A 22,637-nucleotide genomic window follows, 5' to 3' on the forward strand; every position below is an offset into this window, starting at 1 on the left:
GAGTATCGGGGATTTTTCTGCAATTATGTTCATTGAGTCCCAAAGAAATTCTGCTATTTAGCCAGTAGGAGATCAGAAAAAATGAACAAAACATTCAAGGTCATTTTCAGCAAGACCCGGGGGGGCGCTTGTTGCTGTGAATGAAGCGGCAAAAACCACATCCAGGGCTTCGGTGAAGACAGCGGTGGCTGGTGTCTGTGCGGCATTACTTTCAGTGCCAGCGATGGCGGCGGAGTTTGCCGACGACTACTGTAAGGACGGTGTTAATTGTGTTGTCGCCGACAAGACGGTCGAGGGTACCGGTTCAGTCGTGCGTCTTGACAAAAAAGACGGAATTCAATCCATCACAATTAAAAACAGCACGATCTCCAACACGCCTTTCGAGCTGCGCGGGTCGCAGAATATTTCTGTGTCCGATACGGTTTTTACCGGGCTGGCGTCTGGAAAAAGCAGTAGCTTCGCGATTTTTGCTCACAAGGGAGACAAAACTGTTGATGTGACGAACGAGACTGCGACCAAGGTTGAACTTAATAATGTGACCTTTAAGGACAACACGGTTTCTTACGGCAGTCTTTTTGTCTACGACAAAACCAAGCTTCATATGAAGGGTGGTGAGTTTGTCAAAAACGTGACAACAGACATCGGCGGCGGCGCCATGATCAAGTCCGGCACCATCGTCTTTGAAGATGTTTTATTTCAGGACAATGTGGCAAGGAATAAATCCGGATTCGTGGCAGGCGGAGCTGTCTACGTTGACATCACGACCAGCATTAAACAAAACGGCGCTAATGCGGTCGGAGATGTGACATTTAAACTTACCAAGGACATGGCTTATACCGGTAATAGGATTGACTCGCCTTTCGAGGGGAAAGAAAACACTTGGGGTTGGTCCGCCTACGCGAGCGGCGGGTTCCTTTTCCTTGACCGTTCTTCTAAAGGGGCCTTTGATATTGCCGATGGGGTAACTCTTACGATCGGAACGGCCTCCGCAACCGGAGAGGATGATTCGATTGCGAGCGCTCTGCCCAACACAAAGGAGCAGGACCCCGGGTACTCCACTCTTGTGAAGAAAGGTGCTGGTACGGTCGTCATGTACGGCTCAATGGATAAGTATTTCGGAGACTTCACTGTTGAAGCTGGTACCTTTGATGTCCGTAAGGCTTGGAAGAGCCTCGGCAACACGGCAGTGACGGGCGGCGTTTTGTCGGCTTCCAACGGTATCACCCTTGACACGATGACAGCCGGTACCAATCCGAAATTCACCCAGAGCGGCAAGCTGACAGTTTCCGGTGAAGGCACGGTTACTGTAACGTCTTTAAAGCTTGCAAATACAGCTAAGGCTACAGACGGACTTCCCTTTGTCCGGATTGAAAAGGGTGGTACGCTCAGGGCCGATACGATCGAAGTGGCTGCCGGAACGGTAACGCTTGCCGGCGGTACCCTTGAAACCGGTTCAGCTCAGGTTTACGACCTCGGCACGAAGAGCGTTATCAATGCTGATGCATCCAAGGTTTCTTCAGAGAAAGATCTGACCGGGCTTGCCCTTAAAGCCGGTATTACAGCCACGAGCGGCACGCTTGCCCTCACCGACAAGGGCTACTACACGACCGCGTCTCTGAAGGCGATGTCTGGTGCGCTTAAAGCCGGCTCGGCCTCCCTCTCGTTCCTTAACTCCAAACTTTATAAAGCGGCAGGAGAAACAGCGGAACTCGTGGACTCCGTGATTCAGTCCACGGAACAGGTGACGGCTTCTTCGGAAGTGAAAACGAATGCTGACGGCAAGGCGACCGCACAGGTGACCGTGAAGAATTCCGGTGCCCAAACCGTTGTGGTGAAAGACAGTGCTCAAACGGGCGCCAAGGCGGTCGATCAGGTGACCTTTGCTGCGCCTGAAGGCTCAACAGGTGAGATGACGCTTGTGGGTTCCGCTGCGGGCGGGCATCTCGTTCAGAACACTGCCGGCAAAGCCGTTGACGTGGAGGTTGCGCCAGGCCTTACGCTTAACCTCGGCCAGACGGAACTTCCCGAGCAAACCACGGGTACGCTTTCTAATCTCACGCTTTCAGCCGGCACGACCGGCACGACCGACATGCCCGTCAAGGCAGCAGGCCTGACTGTCGCGAATATCGTTGCCACGGTGGAAAAACTGGTCGCTGCCGGCAATAACCTCGTGACGGTCGGTAACGAGCGTAAGCGCGGTGTTCTCAAGATCGGTACGCTTGATCTTGGTGCCGATTCCAAGGTGTTCGTTGATCCTGCCTGGCAGAATGATGCGGCGCTCAATACGATCGGGAACGCCTCGCACCTTGAAATCGCACAGGTGGAAAGCCTCCGGGGAAGCCTTATTGCCGGTCAGAACTCGCTGATCACAATCGGCGCGACGGCAGCGCAGGCAGAGGCAGCCTTTAATCAGGCCGGCCTGAACTGGGGTAAAGAAGCGGTGTCTGCAGCCCTTTACCTTGGCACATCGGTGAACCCTCAGGGCGGCATCCTCGTTAACGGCAGTCTGACATCAGCTTCTGATCGCCTTGCAACGACCGCAGAAGGAACGGTCACTCTCGCTGCCGGTTCCCTCCTGATGGTTGACGCGGCCGCTGTCGGCGAGAAGGCAGTGACAGGTACCGTCAGCGCGGCCGATGGCGCCAAGGTAGCGCTGGTCAACGCCGCGGAAGGCACGTTTAAGTTGGCTGACACCGTCACAGGCCTCACATCCGCATCGTTCGTGTCCGACAACCTCTTTACGAAGACGGCTCTCAATGGCTCCGACGTCTCCACCACGGTGGACAAGAACGCTTTAGGGGGAGCCGTCGCTTCGATGGGCCTGCAGTCCATGATCCGCCGTGCCGACAGTGTTTTGGCTGCGACGGTTGCCGACCGAACGTCGATTGATCAGGAGCTCGGAGCCGGCGCCAACCTTTGGGTTGACGTGGGCGGCGAAAGCTACGAGGCCGATGGCTTTGACAACAACGCAAGATTTAAGAGCGACATGGGCTACGGTGTCTTTGGTGCCGATGTGGCGGTTTCTGACGACATCACCCTGGGCGCCGCACTGCAGTACGGCACGGGCTCTGCGCGAAGCAGCAATTTCGGCATGAAAAACGAAATTGACACCTGGGGTCTGACGGCCTACAGCGTTTATAAGACGGGTGACGCCCGTTTTGTCGGTGAAGTCGCGTATGTGAAGGCCAAAAACGACATCTCAGCGTCCGCTGCTTCGAAACTGAGCCAAAGCGTTGACACCGAAATGCTTTCGGCCGGCATGAGCGCGCACTATCAGTTTGACGCCGGTGCCGTGACGGTCACGCCGAGCCTTGGGATTCGCCTCTCGCAGCTGAAGACCGATGCCCTCAAAGTGGGCGCCATCCGGATTGCCGATGATGAGATGACGGTTTTCCAGGTTCCGGTTGCGGTGCGTGTCGGCATGAAGCCCGTGGAGGCTTCCGGCTGGAACATTGCGCCTGCGGTGAAGCTTGCCTATGTGCCGACCTTCGGTGACGATGAAACCGATATCCTGGGGTACCAGCAGAAGGTTCTCGACACGAGCCCGGTGCAGGCCGATATCGGCGTTGAAGCCCGTAAGGGCAACTTTATGGTCAACGTGAACTTCCTTGCCGGTACCGGCAGCGAAGGCGCGAAGGCCGTGGGCGGTAAGGTGGGCGTGAAGTACCTCTTCTGAGGCTTGACGCGGTAACCCGTCTGCCGTGCGTACTGACTCCGAAGCGCCCGGCAGACGAAAATACAAACGGGAAAGGCTTTGCGGCTTTTCCCGTTTTTCAAAGACATTTGTAACGAATCAATGCTTTGACTCGTACCACATCAGGAAGATTGTCGCGATGGTGACAACTGACGCGATCAGCAAAGTGAGCAGCCATACATTCAAATGAAAAACTTCTCCTTACAGTAAACAACTGCAAAAAGGACCTGCTGATTTCATTTTGTTTCTCAACATTTGCGCAATCCGTCAATGCTGCGATTTGACATGTTTAAGGTTGCATTGGCCGGACTCTTAAACGAGGTGTGTTTATGGCGGGTGTTTTCGGGGATGCCGTCATCATGTTGTCCTTGTGCGTCATCGGACTGCTTGTTGCACGACATACTAAAGTACCCACCAAACGACATTAATTTTGACCCACCTCGAGGGGGCGTCGTGAGGTACTTTTACAATGACGAGAAAGTCGAGGATCATGGGTTCCGTTGTTCATCACAACGGAGGTTCCAAAACCATGATTACCAAAGAATGCCGTCTTCTTGTGCGNCCGCCGCAAACTCACCGCCGCCGCTCTTTCGCTATTTACCCTTGCCGCGCTTGCGGCCGCCAACGCCCTTGCCGCTGAAGACCTCGCCGACAAAATTGCCCGCACCGGGGAACTGAGAATCGACACCGAAGGCGTCTATCCGCCGTTTACCTACCACGATGCCGCAGGGAAACTTACCGGGGCCGACGTTGAATTCGGCCGGAAACTTGCCGAAAAGCTTGGCGTCAAACCGGTCTTTGCGGAAACGCCCCTGTGCGGGTTTGACGAGCACCGACCATGTGCGGCCTGAAACGATCGGGGATCTCTCCTACGGTGTGACCGCGGACTTTCGGTTTATCACCGGTGAGATCTTCTCCTCCACCCTCTCCTACAGCTTTAACGGGTCGGATAAGAGCGAAAAACCACGCGTTTATGCTCAATACGTCCTGGAAGTTTTAATCGGAGATCCTTATCACGCCGGACTGCATCTACCCGTATTACGACAATGACGGGTTTTTCAGCGTCGGCATCACTGATTTTCTTTGCGGCCCAAAACTGCTCACGAGGTAAGCCTTTCGTCCAATACCAACCGCCGCCAAAGGCTGCGCGCAATCGGTTAAACTGCGTCCCGCATCCGAACTAAGCAATTTCTTTTAGAAACAGCCCGGTGCTGTTTCTGAGGTTGACCATGTCCTCTAGCGCCGAAACAAAGACTTCCGACGCGCCCGAAAATACCCGTCCGACGCGGCTCACGCCCCCCGACATCAGCGTTGGCGCCCTTTTTAAACTCGCGAGTCCCATCTTTGTCGCAAACCTCTCCATCATGGGCTCTGCGACCGTTGACACCATCATGGCAGGGCGGCTCGGCGCCGAACACCTCGCGGCCGTGGCTCTCGCGTCCGCAACGGCCGTCATGATCTTTATTTCGCTTGTGGGGATTTTGCAGGGCTTAAGCCCCATTGCGGGCCACCACTACGGCGCGCGGAAGTTTGAGAGGATCGGATTTGAACTCACGCAGTCAGCCTGGCTCGGCGTCATTCTCACCGTGATCGGGATGGCACTGATTCTTCAGACCGACTTTTGGGTCGCGTTCGGACAGGTGCACGGCAACGTCGCGCTGATGGCGGGAGAGTACCTCCTTTTCAGTGCCGCCGGGCTGCCGGCAGCGGTCCTCTCGCGTCCTTTTGTGGCGCTCAATGCGGCCGTTAACCGCCCCAAGGTCACGATGTATGTGGCCCTTGGGATGCTCGCGATGAAAGTGCCCTTAAACGCGCTTTTCATGTACGGTCTCTTTGGCTTACCCGAGCTCGGCGGTGCGGGCGCCGGTGCCGCAACGGCCGTGAACTCCTGGTTGTCGCTGGCTGCTTACTGGCTCATCTGGAAGTGCGACAGGTTTTACAGCCCCATGCGGCCCGCGAAGTTTTATCTGCCTGACGTCAAAGCCCTTTTGCAGCACTTAAAGCTCGGGGTCCCCATTGGGCTCTCCACCTTCTTTGAAGTGAGTTCCTTTACGCTCATGGCGATTTTTATCGCCCGTATCGGCACGATTGACGTCGCGGCGCACCAGATTGTGGGCAACATCACGGCAACGCTTTATCAGGTTCCGATGAGTCTCGGGATTGCGGTAAGCGTCCTTGTGGCCCAGTCGCTTGGGTCCGGGCACCCGCCCGTGGCGCAGCAGGTGACGTTCAGAGCGCTCAGAATCGGCCTCACGCTTGCAGTATTGGGCGCGCTTGCGCTTTACCTCGGGCGCGACGCTCTCGTCGGCCTTTACACCACGGACGCGGCGGTGCACACGCTGGCCGTGACGCTTCTCATTTACGGCGTGGTCTACCACGCCATGGACGCCTGTCAGACGATCTGCGGCTTTGCCTTACGCGGGTACCGCGTCACCTTCTGGCCGATGATGGTCTACGGCATCCTTCTTTGGGCCGTGGGGCTCGGTGGCGGCTACTGGCTCGGCTTTGACGGTCAGATTGTGGGCGGGCCTTTCGGCGCTGAAGGCTTCTGGGGGGCAACGGCCTTCGGGCTTACCTTAGCCGGCATTGCCCTTTTTGCCATGGCCTGGTTTGTCACCCACACCCGTACCAAAGAGTTTATGCGTGAAGAAGCGCACGCTTAACACGGCCCGACACCGCGTTCGGAAAGCCCGGACGCGGAGTTAGGTATTTTTACCCAGAAAAAGCTTCGGTTCGCAGGCGGCTTACCGATTTCTCCTAAGAGAAGTTCCCCATTCCCTCCCCGATAAACTGGCATCAGCCCGAAAAACTTCGGATCGGCGGGCGTTTTTCCCGCATAATAAGCCAAAACACATTGTCCCGATCGCGGGTCCTCCCACCGAAACCAAAGAAGAAAAACAATGGAATACTCCTTTGCCGAGAGCGGCATGCTTTTGCTCAAAGTCAACATGGTGCAGGCCGTGGCGCTTGCGGTGATCACCTACTTTTTAGGCGTCTGGATCAAGCGGCGCGTCCCGGTTCTGGCGCGCTTCAGCATCCCGAGCCCCGTGATCGGCGGCATGCTCTGTGCGGCGATCCTTTCGGGCCTGGAGGATCAGGGCATCATGCGCGTTACCTTTGACAGTACGCTGCAGACCGTTCTCATGCTCGGGTTCTTTACAACGATCGGGCTCACCGCAAGTCTCAAACTTGTCACCAACGGCGGAAAGATCCTCGTGACCTTTCTTATGGCCGTGACGGTCCTTGCGTTTCTGCAAAACGTCGTGGGCATGGGCGCTGCGTGGCTCATGGGCATTGACACCCACTACGGCATTTTGGCAGGCAGCGTCTCGATGATGGGAGGCTTGGGTACCGCAGCTGCCTTCGGGCCTTATTTTGAGCAAACCTACGGCATCAGCGGGGGCACGGCGATGGCAATCACCGCGGCCACCTTCGGGATGGTGGCCGCGCTTCTGGTGGGCGGCCCCTTGGGCGAATGGCTCATCCGGCGCTATAAGGTACAGATTCCGAACGAGCACGGCGATTTGGCTGAACCCCTTCACATTCCGACCGAAGTCGAAACGGGTGTGCAGGACGATCACTCGGGTAATAAACCGGCCTTTACCCGGGAACTCATGAAGGCCGTAAGCGTTGTGACACTGACGCTTGCTGCCGGCATGATTGTCTCCAAGTGGCTTGGTGCCTACATTACGCTGCCGGCCTACATCGGCTCCATGATTGTGGCAGCAATTGTGCGTAACGTCGGAGACTACACGGGCGCCTATAAGGTAACGGGCAAGGGGCTCGACGCTGTCGCGGACATCTGCCTCATTCTTTTTGTGACGATGGCGATCAACAGTCTGAAACTGCATGAACTCATAAACCTCGCCGGGCCCCTTGTGGTGATTCTGGCGCTGCAGACGGCACTGGCGCTTCTTTTCGGGTGGCTTGTGATCTTTCTTCTGATCGGCCGCAACTACACGGCCGTGATGCTTGCCGCTGGCGGCGTCGGCTTTTCGATGGGGGCGACCGCAAATGCCCTTGCGAACATGCAGGCGCTTGCTGAAAAATACGGCACCTGCCCTCAGGCCTGGCTGATTGTGGGCGTTGTGGGGGCCTTTTTGATTGACTTGATTAACGCGCTTCTCATTACGTCCATGGCGGCGCTCTAGACGATCCTCTATAGCGAGGCCTCAGCACACATCCCCGGCCGCCGTGCCGGGGTTTTTCTTCACCTATAGGATATCGCCACCTGCGCCCCTGCTGTTACGCAAGCACCCACCGGCAGCCTGTGAAGGACAAATTGTTACCAGAATTCTCAACGAACAAGGTCCTGTTACACCTGAAGTTGCTGTGCGTATTGCAGCAGTCCTGCCAGGCCCTTCCGTCGCCATGTGGTTGAGAATGTAGGCCTTTACGATGCATGGCATGCCGAACGTTCTGTCGATGCATCACGCCTCGTACGATTGCATTTACCTGCTGCAGAAACTGCCAGGACTGCAGCAGACTGAGAAAGTCCCGGTATTTGTCAAGACATATTTCCATCCGTTCTCCAAAATCTTGTAAAGAACGGATGGGGCGCATCTATCATCATGCTCTCCGACGCTTTTACATGGATCGTACTGCACCCGTTTATTGCAGGCGCGGTACTCATCCTCTGCCTCATTGTCCTTGAGAGACTCACGCGCCGGAAGTGGCCCTGGCGCTTTAAGGCAACCGTCACCTATGTCTGCGACGGGGATTCGGTGTGGGTCAAGCGCACGATCGGAGGCCGCGTGAAGCTCTCCGCGTACATGCTCACAAACGCGCTGCGCGCCTGGGAGGCGGCACGATGAAGGCGACATCGTAAAATAGGAAAGCCCCCAACACAGAGCAATGCGCTGAGGGCTTGGTCGAACCTTTATGACGAGGTATGTATGGATAATACCCAAAACACCGACGAACAAGCAACCCTCCCGAACTTCGACGCGATCCGCCATCTGGACGATGACGGCAGGGAGTACTGGTTTGCGCGCGAGCTTTACCCGCTCTTGGGATATACGACTTGGCGCAGATTCACGGAGGTCGTGGATAGGGCAAAAACCGCCTGCGTCGCAATGAAGATAGAGTCATCGGATCATTTTGACAATGTTGTCAAATTGATCGAAGCGGGCAAAGGAGCTCAACGCGAAGTCGATGACGTCGCCCTCTCCCGTTATGCCTGCTACCTGATCGTTCAGAACGGCGACCCGAGCAAGCCTGTCATTGCCGCCGGCCAAACCTACTTCGCGGTTCAAACCCGCCGCCAGGAACTCGCCGACGAGGAAGCCTTCGCCCGACTGGATGAGGATCAAAAGCGTCTGTTCTTGCGCAGGGAGATGAAGGAGCATAACAAACGGTTAAGCGATGCCGCGCATGACGCCGGCATCGTCGAACCCAAAGACTATGCCATCTTCCAAAACCACGGATACAAGGGTCTCTACGGCGGGCTTGGCAGAAAAGAGATCCACGCTAGAAAGGGATTGAAACAGAGCCAGGAAATTCTTGACCACATGGGTCACGAAGAACTGGCCGCGAACCTCTTCCGAGCAACCCAGGCCGAAGCCAAACTCCGACGCGAACACATCGTCGGGAAAAGGGAGGCGAACCAAGCGCACTATTCCGTAGGGAAGGAGGTGCGGGAAACCATTAAGCGGTTAGGCGGCACGATGCCTGAAGATCTCCCGACTCCGGAGAAGAGCATTAAGCAGCTTGAACGTGAAGAAAAGAAACGGCTTGAACTTCTCGAGAAGAAGTAACCGCCCAATTTGAACCATTACCAGCCCTCGGCTCACACCCGGGGGCTTTTTTTATCTGGAGAAACCATTGCCTAGCCTGAATTTTGCAGCAGCTTGTTTTTTCAGAAAGGCAGGCTGGTGCAAAATTCAGGTTAGACCATGTTCCGGAATCGTGGGACGGAAATGGAGCAATCCTTGAATTTTTGAGCCGTCAGCTGACACAATCCGTGTCCGGCGGCTTTTCTTTTGTCAGCCGGTTTTGGGATGTTGCACGACATACTAAAGTACCCACCAAACGACATTAATTTTGACCCACCTCGAGGGGGCGTCGTGAGGTACTTTTACAATGACGAGAAAGTCGAGGATCATGGGTTCCGTTGTTCATCACAACGGAGGTTCCAAAACCATGATTACCAAAGAATGCCGTCTTCTTGTGCGGCAACTTGTTCTTGAAGAACACAAACCCATCCGCCATGTCGCCCGGATCTTGGGCATGGCACGCAACACGGTTAAGCGGTGCCTGCAGACGGATACCGACCAACCCCGCCGAGACACCCGCAGTCAGGCCGGCCGCTTTCTGGCCGAGCACTCCGACGAGGTGCGAAACAGCTTCTACACGTGCGAGAGCCGCTGTCCACCACTGCAGAGTTTGTTGCGTGAGACTTACGGCGTTGACATCCCCCTGAGAACGCTTGAGCGGTTTTGCAAGCCGTTTCGTGAGGCTGCCCGAGCTTGCCTGCAGCAGCAGGCTATTCACGGTCGCTACGAGACTGCTCCGGCACAGCAGTTGCAGATCGACTTCGGCGAGAAGGTTGTTCGGTTGGGCGGGAAGATGACACGCCTGCACTTTTTTGTTTGCAAGCTCGGTTACTCACGCCGATTGTTTGCCAAGGCCTATCCGTCTGAGACCCAGACTGCCTGGCTGGACGGGCTTGAGTCGGCCTTCCGCTACTTCGGCGGTCTGCCTTACTGCATCGTGTGCGACAACGCTTCCAGTCTGGTTCGCAACCACTATGCCAAGACGGCGGTCGAACGCTTTACCGAGCGCTTCTACCAGTTCTGCACCTACTACGGTCTCAAGCCGATTGCGACCGCCGTGTGTAAGCCTCGCAGCAAGGGAAAAGTGGAATCGGGGGTGAAGTATCTCAAAGGCAATCTGGCCGGCGTCAACAAACCCACCATCGAGGATTGGAACCTGTGGCTTGAGGCTTGGTGCCGATCTTCCGACGAGCGCAAGCTCTCGACGGTGTTTGACGGTCCTCGGACTCCTGCCCAGAGGTGGCAAATCGAGCTCCCCAAAATGCGTGCGCTCAGTAAGCCGCCGATGATCCACACCTACGTGGAGACTCGCAAGGTCGGCAACAACGACGGTCTTATCCGTGTTGACAACAAGTACTACCGAGTCCCCCAACATCTTGTCGGAATGAAGGTGCAGATTCAGATCGACGAGGCAACGATTTCTGTGTTGCAAGGGGGTGTTATGGTAGCCACACTCGATAAGACCGCCGATGTATTTAACCCTCAAGCTCAAAATCTGTCAAACGGTGAGATCGAGAAGGATGCCTACGACAAGAGTCGGGACAAGCTTGCCGAGGATCCTCAGTGGCAAGCTTACAGTGAGCACCGCAGCGCTCTCAGCGCCGATACGCGTGCCTATGACGACAGCATCGGCTGGACCGAGCCCAAGGAGCAAGAGTGATGAGCCGTGAATCTGATGAGAGGCTCTGCTCTCTGGCCGATCGTTTGCGTCTGCCCTATCTGCGCGACCACATGACCGAAGTTCTCGAGAATATTGCGCAGGCCAAAATGACGCCCCGTCAGGCTATCGAGTACGCCTTCGGCAAGGAAGTGCAACAGCGTGAATGCAATCGCTTCAAGCAGTTGCTGCAGTCGGCGCATCTGCCGACGATCAAGAAGCTGGAAGATTTCGATCTGACGGCGCAGCCGTCTATCAACCCCGGGACTATCCGTGAATTGGCCAGCTTGGAGTGGATTGACGCCGGCGAGAATGTCGCCTTCTTCGGCGTTCCTGGTGTGGGTAAGACGCATCTGGCGATCGGGCTTGGCTACAAGGCCATTGAGAGCGGTCGGTCCGTGCGTTTTTACACGGCGGCCAATTTGCTCGCCACGCTTGAGAAGGCGTCAAGAGAAGATACGTTGGAAGCGAAGCTGCGGGAAATCAACAAGCCCCAGGTGATCATCATCGATGAGATTGGCTACCTGCCGTTCTCGCCGTCGGCAGCACATCTTCTGTTTCAGTTGATCAACCGCCGTTACGAGAAGAAGAGCGTGGTCATCACGAGTAATCGACCGCCCTCGGAATGGAGGCTCATCTTTGCCGACGAAGCGGTGGCCGCGACGATCCTCGATCATCTTCTGCACCACAGCACAGCGTTAACCATCACGGGAAGCAGCTATCGATTGAGGGAGCATCGCCGTCAGGCCCTGAACAAGGGGCTTTTAACCAAGGACAATCGTCCCGAGTCGTAACAATAACGTTACGCTGTAACGTTACAGCAATTTTTGAAGAGATTAAAAATGATGAAAGATCAAAGTGTTAGTGATTCTGTACGTGAAATTTTAGAGAGCGTGCGGGAGAGTGACCTTCAGTTGCCGTCCATCCGTGCCATCCGAGCCAAGATTGGGAAGGGCTCGCTGGGGACGATCTCGGAGGCAGTGAATGAGTGGAAACAAGAAAAGCTTGTCCAAAAGGGCGAACTTCCGTCAGGGTTCGAACAACGTGAAGCCGAAAATATCATCAAAGCAGTATGGGAAGCCGTGGCCCCGATGATTCGGGCCCAGGTTGAACAGATCGACAGCCGCGCCAAGGCGCGGCTTCAGATCGAACACGACGAGGCAAGCCGTGTCAGGGAGGCCGCCGACGAGGCTCTAGCCTCGGTGGAGAAGAAGGAGCGCCGACTCGAAGAACTCGATGAGCAGGTGCGTGGTTTGCAGGAAGATCTGGCCAAGCTCAAGGGAGCGCTCGAACAGGCCAACACGGAGAATCTGCGCCTTGCAGCAGAAAACACCCAATTGCACGAAGCCTTGGATAAATCGCTTCAGGAGGAAGCCAAAGCACAGGCGTCACTGCAGTCGATGAAGAGGCTGTTGCCGTTCCTTGATCCCAAACACTTGGACAAGGTCTGCGTTGGGTAGCTTTGAATAAACAACCGGGGGGGGGGGCGGCGGCCAAGAACGGCATTTGACGCGCCTTCCCCCTCCACGGCCTGCCGGCCGTGGAGGGTCGGCACGTCAAATGCCGTTCTTTTGTCCCTTTTGGAGGTGGGTCAATTTTTATGTCGTTTTGAGGGTCAATTCTTATGTCGCTTGACAGGTTTTGGGATGATGGAGAGAGAAAAAATGCCGGATTCGAAGAGTGTCCAAACGTTCATCCCGGCAACGGTGGGGCTTTCGCCGGGACTGGAAGCGGATATTCGCGAGAGACTTGTTCAGGCTTTCGGGGCCGATGATGAAAAATCGCCGATGAAGGCTTACTGGGGATTTGAGGATCTTATGTCTGCTCTTCTCGTCGACTGGATGAGGTCGGGGCGGCCCGTTCCCGATGAAGTCGTCAGCAAATGGAAGGGCGCTGCCGCTCTTCCGCCTGCGGGGCTCGAAAGCATGGCTCGATACGAAGCCGAGAGAGTGTTGCCGTGTGAAAAATCGGGCGAGACACTGAAGCATGCGCTGAATAAGCTGGCCGGAGATGTTAGGTATGGCAGCCGTGGCGGCAACTGGCATTCGCCGCTCTGGTTCTGCGGATACGAGCCGGGCGGCTGCCGATTCGTCAAAGGAGAGACAAAATATACAGTCCTTGATGCCGACTCATGCAGCGCAGTGGATCTCGGGTATCTGCCAGACGCTGAGCGGTTCGATCAGCTGAATTATCCATATGCTAGAAAACTTGCGGCCTTTGTGCGAAGCCTTTTTGGCGAGGAACACGTTGATTCGACGAGCGAAGGGCTTCAGAAGGCCGTTAAAGAGCTGCGTCTTTTCGCCGCCGACGGCATTGGCTGCGACTGCAATCTCTATCCGGTTCAACGGCCCAATCACAACATTTGGGATCAGCTCGGAATCATGTACAAAGGCGTCGATTTCGGCCTAGTTCGAGACATCACCGGAGCGCCTGACTATCCGAAAGACTTTATAGAAGCACGGCGGAATGCCTGGCGGAACCGATTGGCGGAAGTGCTGAAAAAGAATCCGGTTGTCATCATTGCCAACGGGAAACGGGAGGAGTTCGAGGAGATTCTCTGCGAAACTAAGCATGGGCAGTGGACGGAGGGTCTTGAAGGTGATCCTGAACGAAAGATTGCCGTTCGTGAGATCGACTTGGCCAAAGATGAAAACCTTCACGAGGGTCTCCTAATCAGCATGCCGCATTTTTCGAGCCACGGTCTTTCCAACAAGGTGCTGGCCGATCGCGCCAACTGCATTCGAAAGCATCTTGAAGGCCGCGAAAAGAGCGGCAGCGACTGGCGGGAGTGGTTCAAAAGAGCGGCATCTACTGGCGGGAGCGATTCCTGAGCCCTCTCTGATTTGATCCTCTCATCAAGGCGAACGACACCCTGCAAGGCGCTGGGCAAGGATTTCTTGCCGAGTCAACTGAAGAAGTTTCTTCCGGGAACGAAAGATTGAGTTTTATAGATGCTCGCCTCTCAATGCCTAAGGATTGGGAGGCGAGTTTCAACGGAGCCCGCTATGGACAGCACCAACAACATTCCTACGACACCAAACTGCGGTTTTGAGTCTCTCATTGAAGACGAGGAAGCGGCCTGCCTTGTCCGCCGTATTACCCTCACCAGCTACGACGACCTTTATCGCCTTGTAAAAGCAAGCATCTCTCCCGACGACCTGCCCAATTCGGAACTGGAGCGCTTCGGTAGAGCTTTTGCCCGTTATTTCGGCATCTTTCTCTTTGATGTCCGGATGCAGAATCCAACCGAAACGTTTTTAGCCGACCTCGGACGGTGGATCAAGGAACATCGCCATGAGTGCCGCTGCCCGGTCGTTCTGCTGCCGTCTGCTGCAACGTCGCACGCCGTCGCCGCTTTGGCGGAAACAGCTCTCGTACTTTTTCAGCGCCCTCAGCTTGCAGACGACTTGACGTCGTTCTTCGTAACCATGATGTCCAAAGACACCGTCCTCCGCTGTGACCTTTGGGACATCGTCACCGCAACGCAAAACCGCGGCTACTGGGAACTTGTGATCTGCACCGGCACTACGACCGACGCGGATCAACTGGACCAGGCCGGCAATCGGTTATTGACGTCGTTTACGAACCCGACAACGCCGCCAACCTGGCTCGTCAGTTTTACCGCGGACTCTGAGATCTCACCTGAGAATCCGTTTCGGCCGATCTACCTCCGTCTGGCAGACAACGTCAAAGACGGTCTTCTCTTCTGCGCCGTCAAAAAGGAGTCTTCCTGCGGCCACGCCTTTCGCATTGCTGTATTGAGTCTGTCGACTTTCCAAAATCCGTCGTCGTTCACCTCACCGAGTTCGAAATGAACGTTGTACTTCTGCTCTCGCATTTCAGGTTGCTACACTATCACTCTGACACAACAAATCCCGTTTGATTCGTGATGGGTAGGGAAAACGAAGCAATACAACCAAACCGGTGATGAGTGCTAGCTATTTTGAATATGAGTGTTAACCCGTATATACAGAGGAAGTGATCTCCTTTACCATTCCGAGCAAGCGTACCCCACACAGCTCTGGCTTTTCTTCAAAGCTATCCTGCAACAAGTGGGGTCTTCTTTTATCTGGAGTGTGAAAAATTCATTTCACTAAGCCGCCGTTGCCTGTGAAAGAGCAGGTTGCACTTCTCCAATCTCGCGGGCTGCACATCTCCGACCCCGAGCGCGCTGGTCGTTACCTTCTCAGTATCGGGTACTACCGACTCAGTGCCTACAGCATCCCGTTCGAACTTTCGCATGGGCAGGTTCATCGCTTCAAAGAGAATGTCAGCTTCGATGACATCTTGGGGCTGTACATTTTTGACAGAAAGCTGAGATGCCTGTTTTGGGAGGCTCTGGAGCGTATTGAGGTTCACATTCGTGCGCAGTGGGTCTACAACTTGACGACTCTGACGGGGAATCCCTTTGCTCATCTTGATCCTTTGAATTTTTCGAAAGAACAGAGCTACCGGCAGGATCTGAACAAGTTACGGGGATACGTCGACCGCAGCCAAAAAGAAACTTTTGTGCGGCATTTTTTCGAGAACTACGACGAAGAGCTTCCGCCGCTGTGGGCATGCGTGCATCTTATGACGCTTGGGGAGCTCATTCGGTGGATCCACAACACGCAGGACATGAGCGTGAAAAAGAAGGTGGCGCAATCACTGGGCTTTACCAAGTATTTGCCTTTCTACAGTTTTGCGGTGGCGCTGACAGAACTGAGGAACGTATGCGCTCATCATGTGAGACTCTGGAATCGTTCCTTTATGAAGTCACCGAGGACAGTCAAGAGCCTGACTGTGCCGGGGTTTGATGCGTTCCTCCCAATCCCATCGAGCAATAAACTCTACATTTTTGCCGTTCTTTTGGCGGCTGTACTTAAGGCCCACAATCCGAAGACATCGTGGCCAATGAGATTGGGAGATTTGTTGTCTACAAGAACTTCGTGGCAACTGGCATCCATGGCTTTCCCGCCGAATTGGCAAGAATACGAGGTTTGGGGACAGGCTAAGGCGGCGTAAGCAAGGTTTTTGGACTCCATTCGGTGAATGTCAAGTGATCTTTCGCCGATTTTGTTCTTAAAAAGTAGGTTGTAGTCTGAGCGCAGTGAGGGCTTTGCCCTCTCCGCCTTCGGCGGATTCACCCAGAGTTTTTTGGCCCGTAGAAAACCTTTGATGCAGCTGCGCAGCACCGTTCGCGCGGAGAGGTCGGCAGGCCGGTAGAATGAGCCTCCTCAGGCAGGAGGAGTCCGAGCCTGAGGCCCGCGGAAAACCGCCGAACGCATTGTTGCAGCAGCTGCGGGGCGTTTATTCAAGCTGCCCAAAACACCTGCCTTTCCTTCGGTGGCACCGAGCCCGGATGGTAGCCGTCCAACGAACTTTGTGGCGAGAGAGGTAAGTTATGCCCGAAACTCAGTTAAAGCTCACGCCTTATGGCAATGCGGACTTTGCGTATATCCGCGAAGAGGGACTGGCCTACGTCGACAAAACCCAGTTCATTGAAGTTTTGGAACGATGCGGTTCCAATTATCCGTTCATCGTCCGCCCGCGCCGCTTCGGAAAGACGCTTTCCACGAATATGCTCGAAGCCTATTACGACGAGGCGGCGGCTGATCAGTTTGACCGTGTTTTTGCGGGTACCTATATCGGAAGCCATAAGACGCCGCTTGCGAGCCAGTTCCGGGTTCTGCATTTGGACTTTTCCGGCATCGCTTCGCCGAATCATCAGGTTCTGGCGGCGGAGTTTCAGGAAACGGTGTTGTCGGGGGTGCGCAGTTATTTTCAGCGGTACCCGCATCCGGAACAGGATGAGGTTCTGAAAGGCACGTTCCCCAGCGCGTCGGCCTTGATCAGTCGGTTTTTCTCGCTTCTCACAGAAGAATTTCCGCGCAAGCTCTATGTCATTATTGATGAGTACGACCAGTTTGCGAACGAGGTGCTGTCGCAAGACTTGGAGCACTTCAAAGCCATGACGTCGTCGGAAGGTTTCTTGAAGAATTTCTTCACGAAACTCAAGGCGGCCACCAACCGTTTGGTGTCCCGCATCTTTATTACCGGGGTGACGTCTATTTCGCTCGACTCCATGACGTCGGGGTTCAGCATTTCGACCAACATCACGACATTTCCGGCCTTTGCCGATCTCTATGGGTTTACGGAAGCGGAGTTAAGAGAGTTGGTGCCTCAGGTTTTGGATATTTCCAAATGGGGACTCAACGTGGACGATCTCGTGGCGCGGATGCGGGAGTGGTACAACGGGTACCGCTTCAGCCCGCAAAACGAGACGACGGTGTTTAATCCTACGATGTGCCTCAGCTATCTGCTGACGTGGCAAAACCTCGGTGAAGAACCGGATACGCTCCTCGATCCCAATCTCGGTCAGGATCTCAACAAGATTGAGAAAATTCTGAGTTTGGGGGATGCGTCCTTTGTGCGGCAGACGGTGGAGAAGGCACTACGTCGTGAGCCGATTCCGTTTGCCGGGCGGTTGAAGCCTCTGAATCTCAATCAAGAGACGCAGTTGGACGGTTCATCGTTACTTTCAGCGATGTTCTATTTTGGTTTTCTCACCTATGCCGCGGGTAACAATCGCGAGTTGGTGATTCCCAATCGAGCCGTCAGCATCCAATTTTTTGAGTATTTCTTAAAGCACGTCCTACAGACGGAGCAGTATGAGTTTGTGGCGACAGACTTTTTGGAGGCGTTGGATGCGCTGGTTGCCGGCAATCCGGAACCGCTCTTTCGGGTGACGTGCGATCGTTTCACGGTGGCAAGCGGGTTGCATGCGTACGCGCATCTCAAGGAAAGCGATTTTCAGACGCTGCTTATCGGCGCCTTCAGTTTTACGAACGCTTATACCGTCACGAGTGAAGTGGAAGTTCGTGGGGAAGATCGGGGATTTATCGACATTCTGGCGGTTCCTACCGTCGGCAGTCGGGCTCAGAGCGCGTACTTGGTGGAAGTGAAATACCTTTCTCCCAAGAATGCGACCGACCAGGCGAAGTCCGATGCGATCGTGGAGGCTAAGTCCCAGATCAGCCGTTACGAGAAGGCGGATGACCTGAAGCGCCTTCCGAACCTGAAACGGATTGTGGTGCTTTTCGTAGGTCTGAAGCTGGAAGTGTTGGAAATCTATTGACTGAGAGGTAGAAGATATTCCTTCCAAATATCGAAAAAGTCATGAATAGCGCAATCGGCACGAACTTTGTCGCCGAAAACGGCTTCACGGGAACTTCACCTGTTCACAACCTGTTTGGCTGTCGCTATAACGCTATCTTTGTGCTTCACAGCTTCAGCAATTACTAACTTCTCGATAGCACGGATGTAGCGTTCCATGTAGTCAAAGTCAATTTCGCCATTTGAAGAGACAGGTAGGCTGATTTCAATGTCTTTCAACTTGTTCCAAGTTGCCATATTGTTGTAAGAGAACAAATCAGACAGACGGGAAAGCATTCCAACAAGATATGTACCAATTTGGCGATTCTTGATGACTTCCCCTGATAGTGAAAAAACATGATTATGGGTAGCCATCTTGTATTCATAATCTCGATAGTAGGCATTCCCCCAAAAATCAATCGTGATTGTATTTGAAGGAAATACTTTTGCTTTCCGATCCGTTCTGCCTTTAATGCCTCGATTGTCAACCCCACTGTTCACTAAGAATTGCCCCTTTCCGTTTAAGTCTTTCTGTTGAAGATCGACATCTCCTGTAGAGGATGTAAAAAGGAATCCTAGTGCAAACTTCTTAAACGTCACCTGCCCATTTTTGCTAGTAACTCCCAAAGCATCTGCTTCGTAAGATGTTGATTTTCTAGAGAGAGAGAGAGAGAGAGAGAGAGAGAGAGAGAGAGAGAGAGAGAGCACTTCTTTGTCTTCTTCCGTCAGTTCATAATCATTAAGTCCTGTAGCTTTCAAATAGGCATCCAACTCCGCGATGCGGTCTTGCATATATTGCCAATCTATATCGTCTACTGTGTATTTGTGATTTGAATCAGAGGATGCGATGACGGGGAGTTCAACGGAGAGTTTCTTGACAAGGGCGCGATTAAACTTCACCGCATAACTCCAACCATTGCCGGCAGATTTACGAATGCAAGATATAACATATAAGCAACACTTGTCGTTCCATTTGTCACGTTGATACGGATACATGCCTTGTACATGTGGGTACCCAATAAAAGGATCCGCTTGGTAGAACATTGTATCTGCGCCAGTTGTAGTATCAGAGAACGTAATCACTCCTCCTTGTTCGGTTGGAGCGAGCCCACAATAACCGCCTATGCCATTGTTCGCAGAGGAGTTGGATAAAACAAGCGTTGTCCCTTTATGGGAAAACAACTCATCGTTTCCCATCTTATAGGCTGTTGTGGGGTGAATGTCGAACAATTCACCCACAAGAAAGGAGTTAAACTTCATTACTCACCTCGCCTTTTAGTATCGCACTAACCTTCCAAGCAAGATAATCTGCCACAGTCTTCTTAAAGTCATCTTCTGTCGGTGTGGTGTCTATCTTTTTATGCTGATTGAACGTCCAATCGTTTCCGTCAAGTGAAATGGTATCTCGGATAATTAGTCCGTTCTTTTCAGTGTAGTAATCCGTCTTCGGCTGCTTACAGAGACAGATTGCGGTAACCTCGTCATAACGCTCAAGTGCGTGGTCTTTATTGCGCAGATTAACCTTCTGTGTGGATTTTTTTCTGTTCTGGCGAGAGTACCCGTCATTTGAGAAATCAATGAACGTTACGATATCATCCGTCTCATGTGGGCGATTGACCTGAAAAAGGTAGATTGCTGTCGGAAACCGAACAGCCTTACTGGCCGCAAGCCACCGAAGCCTTACGAAAACTCATTCTCGGCAAGAAAATTGATGGCGAAGCAGTGACGCGCGACATCTACGGCCGCATCGTCTGCCGCGTTGTGTGCGATAAGCGGGACATGAGCCTCACGATGATCCGGCAGGGCTATGCCTGGCCGTACTATCAGTACTTTTACAGGCTTAGCCCCAAAGAGCGGGCGGCTTACAAAAAGGCCGCGCTACTCGCAAAAACCGAAGGGCTCGGGCTTTGGCAGGAAAAGAACCCGACCGCACCCTGGCAGTGGCGTAAAGACCACCGCACGGTCTTTACCCGCCTTATGTACTGGCTGCGGCGGTTTGTGCGGTGGATTTTGCGGCGGTAAATCAGGTGCGGTTCTTTTTGGCCCGCACGGCCGCGATCTCGGCATCAACATCAGCCTGCGTGATGCCGGCCTCGGCCGCCTGCTCCTGAAGCTTTTGAAATGCGAGCATTGCTTTTGCCGTACGAACGCGGCCAAGCGAGAGATCGAGATCACCGTTATGAGCGGCAGTATCAGAGCCGCCGGCCGTTGCGGGCAATGACGGCCTCGCCGCCTGAAGTAAGGCCCTCCAACACCGTATCGGGATCGGTAGACAGTTTCTCCGTCGGTAAAAAAGCGCATGGCGTTAATCCTTGAGGAAATACTCCACCGTCGTCACAACGCGCACGCTCTTAATGTAGGGCGTATTGCTGTCGCGGTCGGTGATGGAAAACTGGCCCTGGTTGGCGCGGCGGATTTTTCCGAGAATGCTGCCGGAGTCCTGCGCAAACTTTTCGGCCGAGGCGCGGGCGTTTTTCGTCGCCTCTTCAATCATTGCGGGCTTGACGGTGTTGAGCCCCGTAAACTGAAAGCTCGTGCGCCAGCTGTAGTCACCCACAAGCGTCACGCCGGCTTTGATGAGGTCGCTCTGGCGCACCAGAAGGTCGCGCACAAGGTCCACCTTGTCGCTTGATACCGTCACCGTCTGCGTCATCGAGTAGCGGTAGCGGCTTTTCTGATTGGCGTACATCTCAGCCTGTGCGTCGGTGACCTGGGGACTTGCCACCTCGATTTCCGCGTCCGTTAAGCCCGCCTCTTTTAAAAAAGCCACCACCTGGTCCTTGTGCTTTTCAATGCGGCCGTAAACGTCCTGCAGGTCGTCGCCGAGCTCACGAAACCCCACGGGCCAGATAACGCGGTCGGCCTTGACCTGGCGCTCGGAGAGGCCCTTGACGGTCACGATGCTGTCGCGGTTAACGAAGCTTTCAATGCCGCTTGAGATGTTGCTGCCTAAAAGCGCAAAGCCTCCGGCAATGCCGACGGCCAAAATCACGCTCGCGGTGACGCTGCGGGTGTCCATGGTTTGCTCCTCACAGAATTTCGAAGTACCTCTACTATAGGAGTTTCGGCTGCAAAGACGGTGCTTTCAGCTGAAAGCAATTGTTAAGGAGGAGCCTCACACGGGAGCCCTCTTCTGAAACCATGCCCGAGGGCGCGTCCTGCTGTATTGTCTTATTTCTCTGACGGTTTCAGACGTGCTGCCGGTTATTTGCGCGGGTGCCGCCGCCAAAGGAAACGACAATGCGCAACACGGTTTTTCTTACGCTCCGCATGAATCGAACCACCAGTCAAAGTCCGGAACGCAAAAAATTTTCGGCCATAAGTTTTTGCCATAAGCTTATAAACGTTACGAAAATGACTTTCAGGTTTTACGACCGCACAAGAGAATCGGCGGCTCTCCGGGCGTTTTCCCGCCGGGTTGAGGACGACGCAAGCCGCATGGCCATCATCTCCGGCAGACGCCGCATAGGAAGGACAACACTCGCAAACCCTGCCTTTACGAACGGCCCGCCGCCCTGCCTCTTTTTCCATATCAGCGATGAAAAAACGGCCAAAACCAACGTTGAGGCTTTTTGGCGGTTTAATGCTGCGACATTGGGTCTGGAAAAATTTCCGCCCCCTGCCGCAACCATTGCCGGGACGATCGAATTTCTGCTCAAACAAAGTGCCAAAACACCGATGACGGTGGTTCTCGATGAGTTTCAAAACGCCGAAACCGTTGAACCTGCGCTCGTGACTGACCTCGCAGTCCTACGGGACAAATACCGCAAAGACACCCAACTTCTGCACGTTCTCACGGTATCAGACGGTGCCGGGCGCAGCATGACGGACGACCGCTTTTCTCCGCTCTGTGCCCGCGCCTGCGGCGAACTGACCCTGCGCCCGTTTTCGACCGGCGTCATTAAAACGATCCTCACCGAGCATTACCCTACCCGGAAGCCCGACGACCTTCTGACGCTCTTTGCCGTCACAGGCGGCATCCCGCAGTACATCAAAGTTCTGACGGAGGCGGGCTGCACCTCCGCCCGCCAAATGATCCGGTCCGTCGCCCAACCCCGCTCCTATTTCCAGCAGGAGGCCGAAACGCTCCTAAAGACGGCCTTTAAGTCTGACTGTCAGGTTTACTTTGAGCTGCCGCAGCGCATTGCTGAAGGCAAAAGCCGGCGCAGCGGCCTCGCGTCTTACTTCAGAGGGCACTCGATTGACGGGCACCTTTTCCGGCTGGAGAAGCACTTCCGGCTTATCGAGCGCGAGCGTCCCTTGGGGGCATCAAAGACAACAGACTACCGTCGGCGTCTCACTGACGCGCATCTTGCCTTCTGGTTTCGGTTTTTGTATCCGTTGATGCCGCCCGAATGTTAAGGCGCCGGGTAAAAGT

The 22,637-nt window shown here is 54.4% G+C and carries 19 protein-coding genes; 16 read left to right on the forward strand and 3 right to left on the reverse strand.

The window, feature by feature from the left end:
* Positions 1 to 223 precede the first annotated feature (223 nt).
* The 14 genes from BQ7486_RS11085 to BQ7486_RS11145 all read left to right on the forward strand — a co-directional run bounded on the left by BQ7486_RS11085 (position 224) and on the right by BQ7486_RS11145 (position 18,242).
* Positions 224 to 3,676 (forward strand): autotransporter domain-containing protein, encoded by a 3,453-nt coding sequence (locus BQ7486_RS11085; RefSeq protein ID WP_074010043.1) that lies wholly within the window; start codon positions 224 to 226, stop codon positions 3,674 to 3,676.
* Positions 3,677 to 4,248: 572 nt separating this feature from the next.
* Positions 4,249 to 4,545 (forward strand): transporter substrate-binding domain-containing protein, encoded by a 297-nt coding sequence (locus tag BQ7486_RS11090; RefSeq protein ID WP_074010044.1) that lies wholly within the window; start codon positions 4,249 to 4,251, stop codon positions 4,543 to 4,545.
* Positions 4,517 to 4,744: a hypothetical protein gene (locus tag BQ7486_RS11820; protein WP_143183157.1), complete on the forward strand. Its 228-nt coding sequence runs from the start codon at positions 4,517 to 4,519 to the stop codon at positions 4,742 to 4,744. Before BQ7486_RS11090 ends, BQ7486_RS11820 begins: the two co-directional genes overlap by 29 nt.
* Before the next feature lie 179 nt (positions 4,745 to 4,923).
* Positions 4,924 to 6,357, forward strand: a complete 1,434-nt coding sequence (locus tag BQ7486_RS11095; protein ID WP_074010045.1) for an MATE family efflux transporter — start codon at positions 4,924 to 4,926, stop codon at positions 6,355 to 6,357.
* A 237-nt stretch (positions 6,358 to 6,594) separates the two neighbouring features.
* Positions 6,595 to 7,845: a sodium/glutamate symporter gene (gltS, locus tag BQ7486_RS11100; protein WP_022374078.1), complete on the forward strand. Its 1,251-nt coding sequence runs from the start codon at positions 6,595 to 6,597 to the stop codon at positions 7,843 to 7,845.
* A 420-nt stretch (positions 7,846 to 8,265) separates the two neighbouring features.
* Positions 8,266 to 8,508: a hypothetical protein gene (locus BQ7486_RS11105; protein ID WP_022374077.1), complete on the forward strand. Its 243-nt coding sequence runs from the start codon at positions 8,266 to 8,268 to the stop codon at positions 8,506 to 8,508.
* Positions 8,509 to 8,589: 81 nt separating this feature from the next.
* Positions 8,590 to 9,450, forward strand: coding sequence for a DNA damage-inducible protein D (gene dinD / locus BQ7486_RS11110; RefSeq protein WP_022374076.1), 861 nt, complete (start codon positions 8,590 to 8,592; stop codon positions 9,448 to 9,450).
* Between the two features lie 385 nt (positions 9,451 to 9,835).
* Complete coding sequence (gene istA / locus BQ7486_RS11115; RefSeq protein WP_162272207.1) at positions 9,836 to 11,128, forward strand: IS21 family transposase; 1,293 nt, start codon at positions 9,836 to 9,838, stop codon at positions 11,126 to 11,128.
* Positions 11,128 to 11,919, forward strand: coding sequence for an IS21-like element helper ATPase IstB (istB, locus tag BQ7486_RS11120; protein ID WP_074008582.1), 792 nt, complete (start codon positions 11,128 to 11,130; stop codon positions 11,917 to 11,919). The genes istA and istB overlap by 1 nt, the downstream gene beginning before the upstream one ends.
* A 48-nt stretch (positions 11,920 to 11,967) precedes the next feature.
* A complete protein-coding gene (locus BQ7486_RS11125; protein WP_074009191.1) occupies positions 11,968 to 12,585 on the forward strand; it encodes a DNA-binding protein in 618 nt (205 codons plus the stop codon).
* A gap of 186 nt (positions 12,586 to 12,771) precedes the next feature.
* Positions 12,772 to 13,956, forward strand: a complete 1,185-nt coding sequence (locus tag BQ7486_RS11130; protein WP_074010046.1) for a hypothetical protein — start codon at positions 12,772 to 12,774, stop codon at positions 13,954 to 13,956.
* Positions 13,957 to 14,130: 174 nt separating this feature from the next.
* Complete coding sequence (locus tag BQ7486_RS11135; RefSeq protein WP_074010047.1) at positions 14,131 to 14,940, forward strand: hypothetical protein; 810 nt, start codon at positions 14,131 to 14,133, stop codon at positions 14,938 to 14,940.
* A 295-nt stretch (positions 14,941 to 15,235) separates the two neighbouring features.
* Complete coding sequence (locus tag BQ7486_RS11140) at positions 15,236 to 16,129, forward strand: Abi family protein (protein ID WP_162272267.1); 894 nt, start codon at positions 15,236 to 15,238, stop codon at positions 16,127 to 16,129.
* A 379-nt stretch (positions 16,130 to 16,508) separates the two neighbouring features.
* Positions 16,509 to 18,242, forward strand: coding sequence for an AAA family ATPase (locus tag BQ7486_RS11145; RefSeq protein WP_074010049.1), 1,734 nt, complete (start codon positions 16,509 to 16,511; stop codon positions 18,240 to 18,242).
* Between the two features lie 95 nt (positions 18,243 to 18,337).
* Here BQ7486_RS11145 and BQ7486_RS11150 read toward each other — a convergent pair whose 3' ends face one another.
* Positions 18,338 to 19,519, reverse strand: a complete 1,182-nt coding sequence (locus BQ7486_RS11150) for a restriction endonuclease subunit S (protein ID WP_084765927.1) — start codon at positions 19,517 to 19,519, stop codon at positions 18,338 to 18,340.
* Between the two features lie 372 nt (positions 19,520 to 19,891).
* Between BQ7486_RS11150 and BQ7486_RS11160 the strand changes: the two genes are divergently transcribed.
* Entirely contained in the window at positions 19,892 to 20,281 is a 390-nt protein-coding gene (locus tag BQ7486_RS11160) for a thermonuclease family protein (RefSeq protein ID WP_074010051.1), read from the forward strand.
* A 1-nt stretch (position 20,282) separates the two neighbouring features.
* On the opposite strand, the gene BQ7486_RS11165 is transcribed toward BQ7486_RS11160, so the two are convergent.
* Together BQ7486_RS11165 and BQ7486_RS11170 are read right to left on the reverse strand one after the other, a co-directional pair.
* Positions 20,283 to 20,477 (reverse strand): hypothetical protein, encoded by a 195-nt coding sequence (locus BQ7486_RS11165; RefSeq protein WP_074010052.1) that lies wholly within the window; start codon positions 20,475 to 20,477, stop codon positions 20,283 to 20,285.
* Between the two features lie 87 nt (positions 20,478 to 20,564).
* Positions 20,565 to 21,278: an SIMPL domain-containing protein gene (locus tag BQ7486_RS11170; protein ID WP_074010053.1), complete on the reverse strand. Its 714-nt coding sequence runs from the start codon at positions 21,276 to 21,278 to the stop codon at positions 20,565 to 20,567.
* 419 nt (positions 21,279 to 21,697) lie between these two features.
* Here BQ7486_RS11170 and BQ7486_RS11175 point away from each other — a divergent pair, with 419 nt between their 5' ends.
* Positions 21,698 to 22,621, forward strand: a complete 924-nt coding sequence (locus tag BQ7486_RS11175) for an AAA family ATPase (RefSeq protein WP_143183158.1) — start codon at positions 21,698 to 21,700, stop codon at positions 22,619 to 22,621.
* Positions 22,622 to 22,637 lie beyond the last annotated feature (16 nt).

This window comes from Duodenibacillus massiliensis, assembly GCF_900128485.1.
Classification (GTDB): domain Bacteria; phylum Pseudomonadota; class Gammaproteobacteria; order Burkholderiales; family Burkholderiaceae_F; genus Duodenibacillus; species Duodenibacillus massiliensis.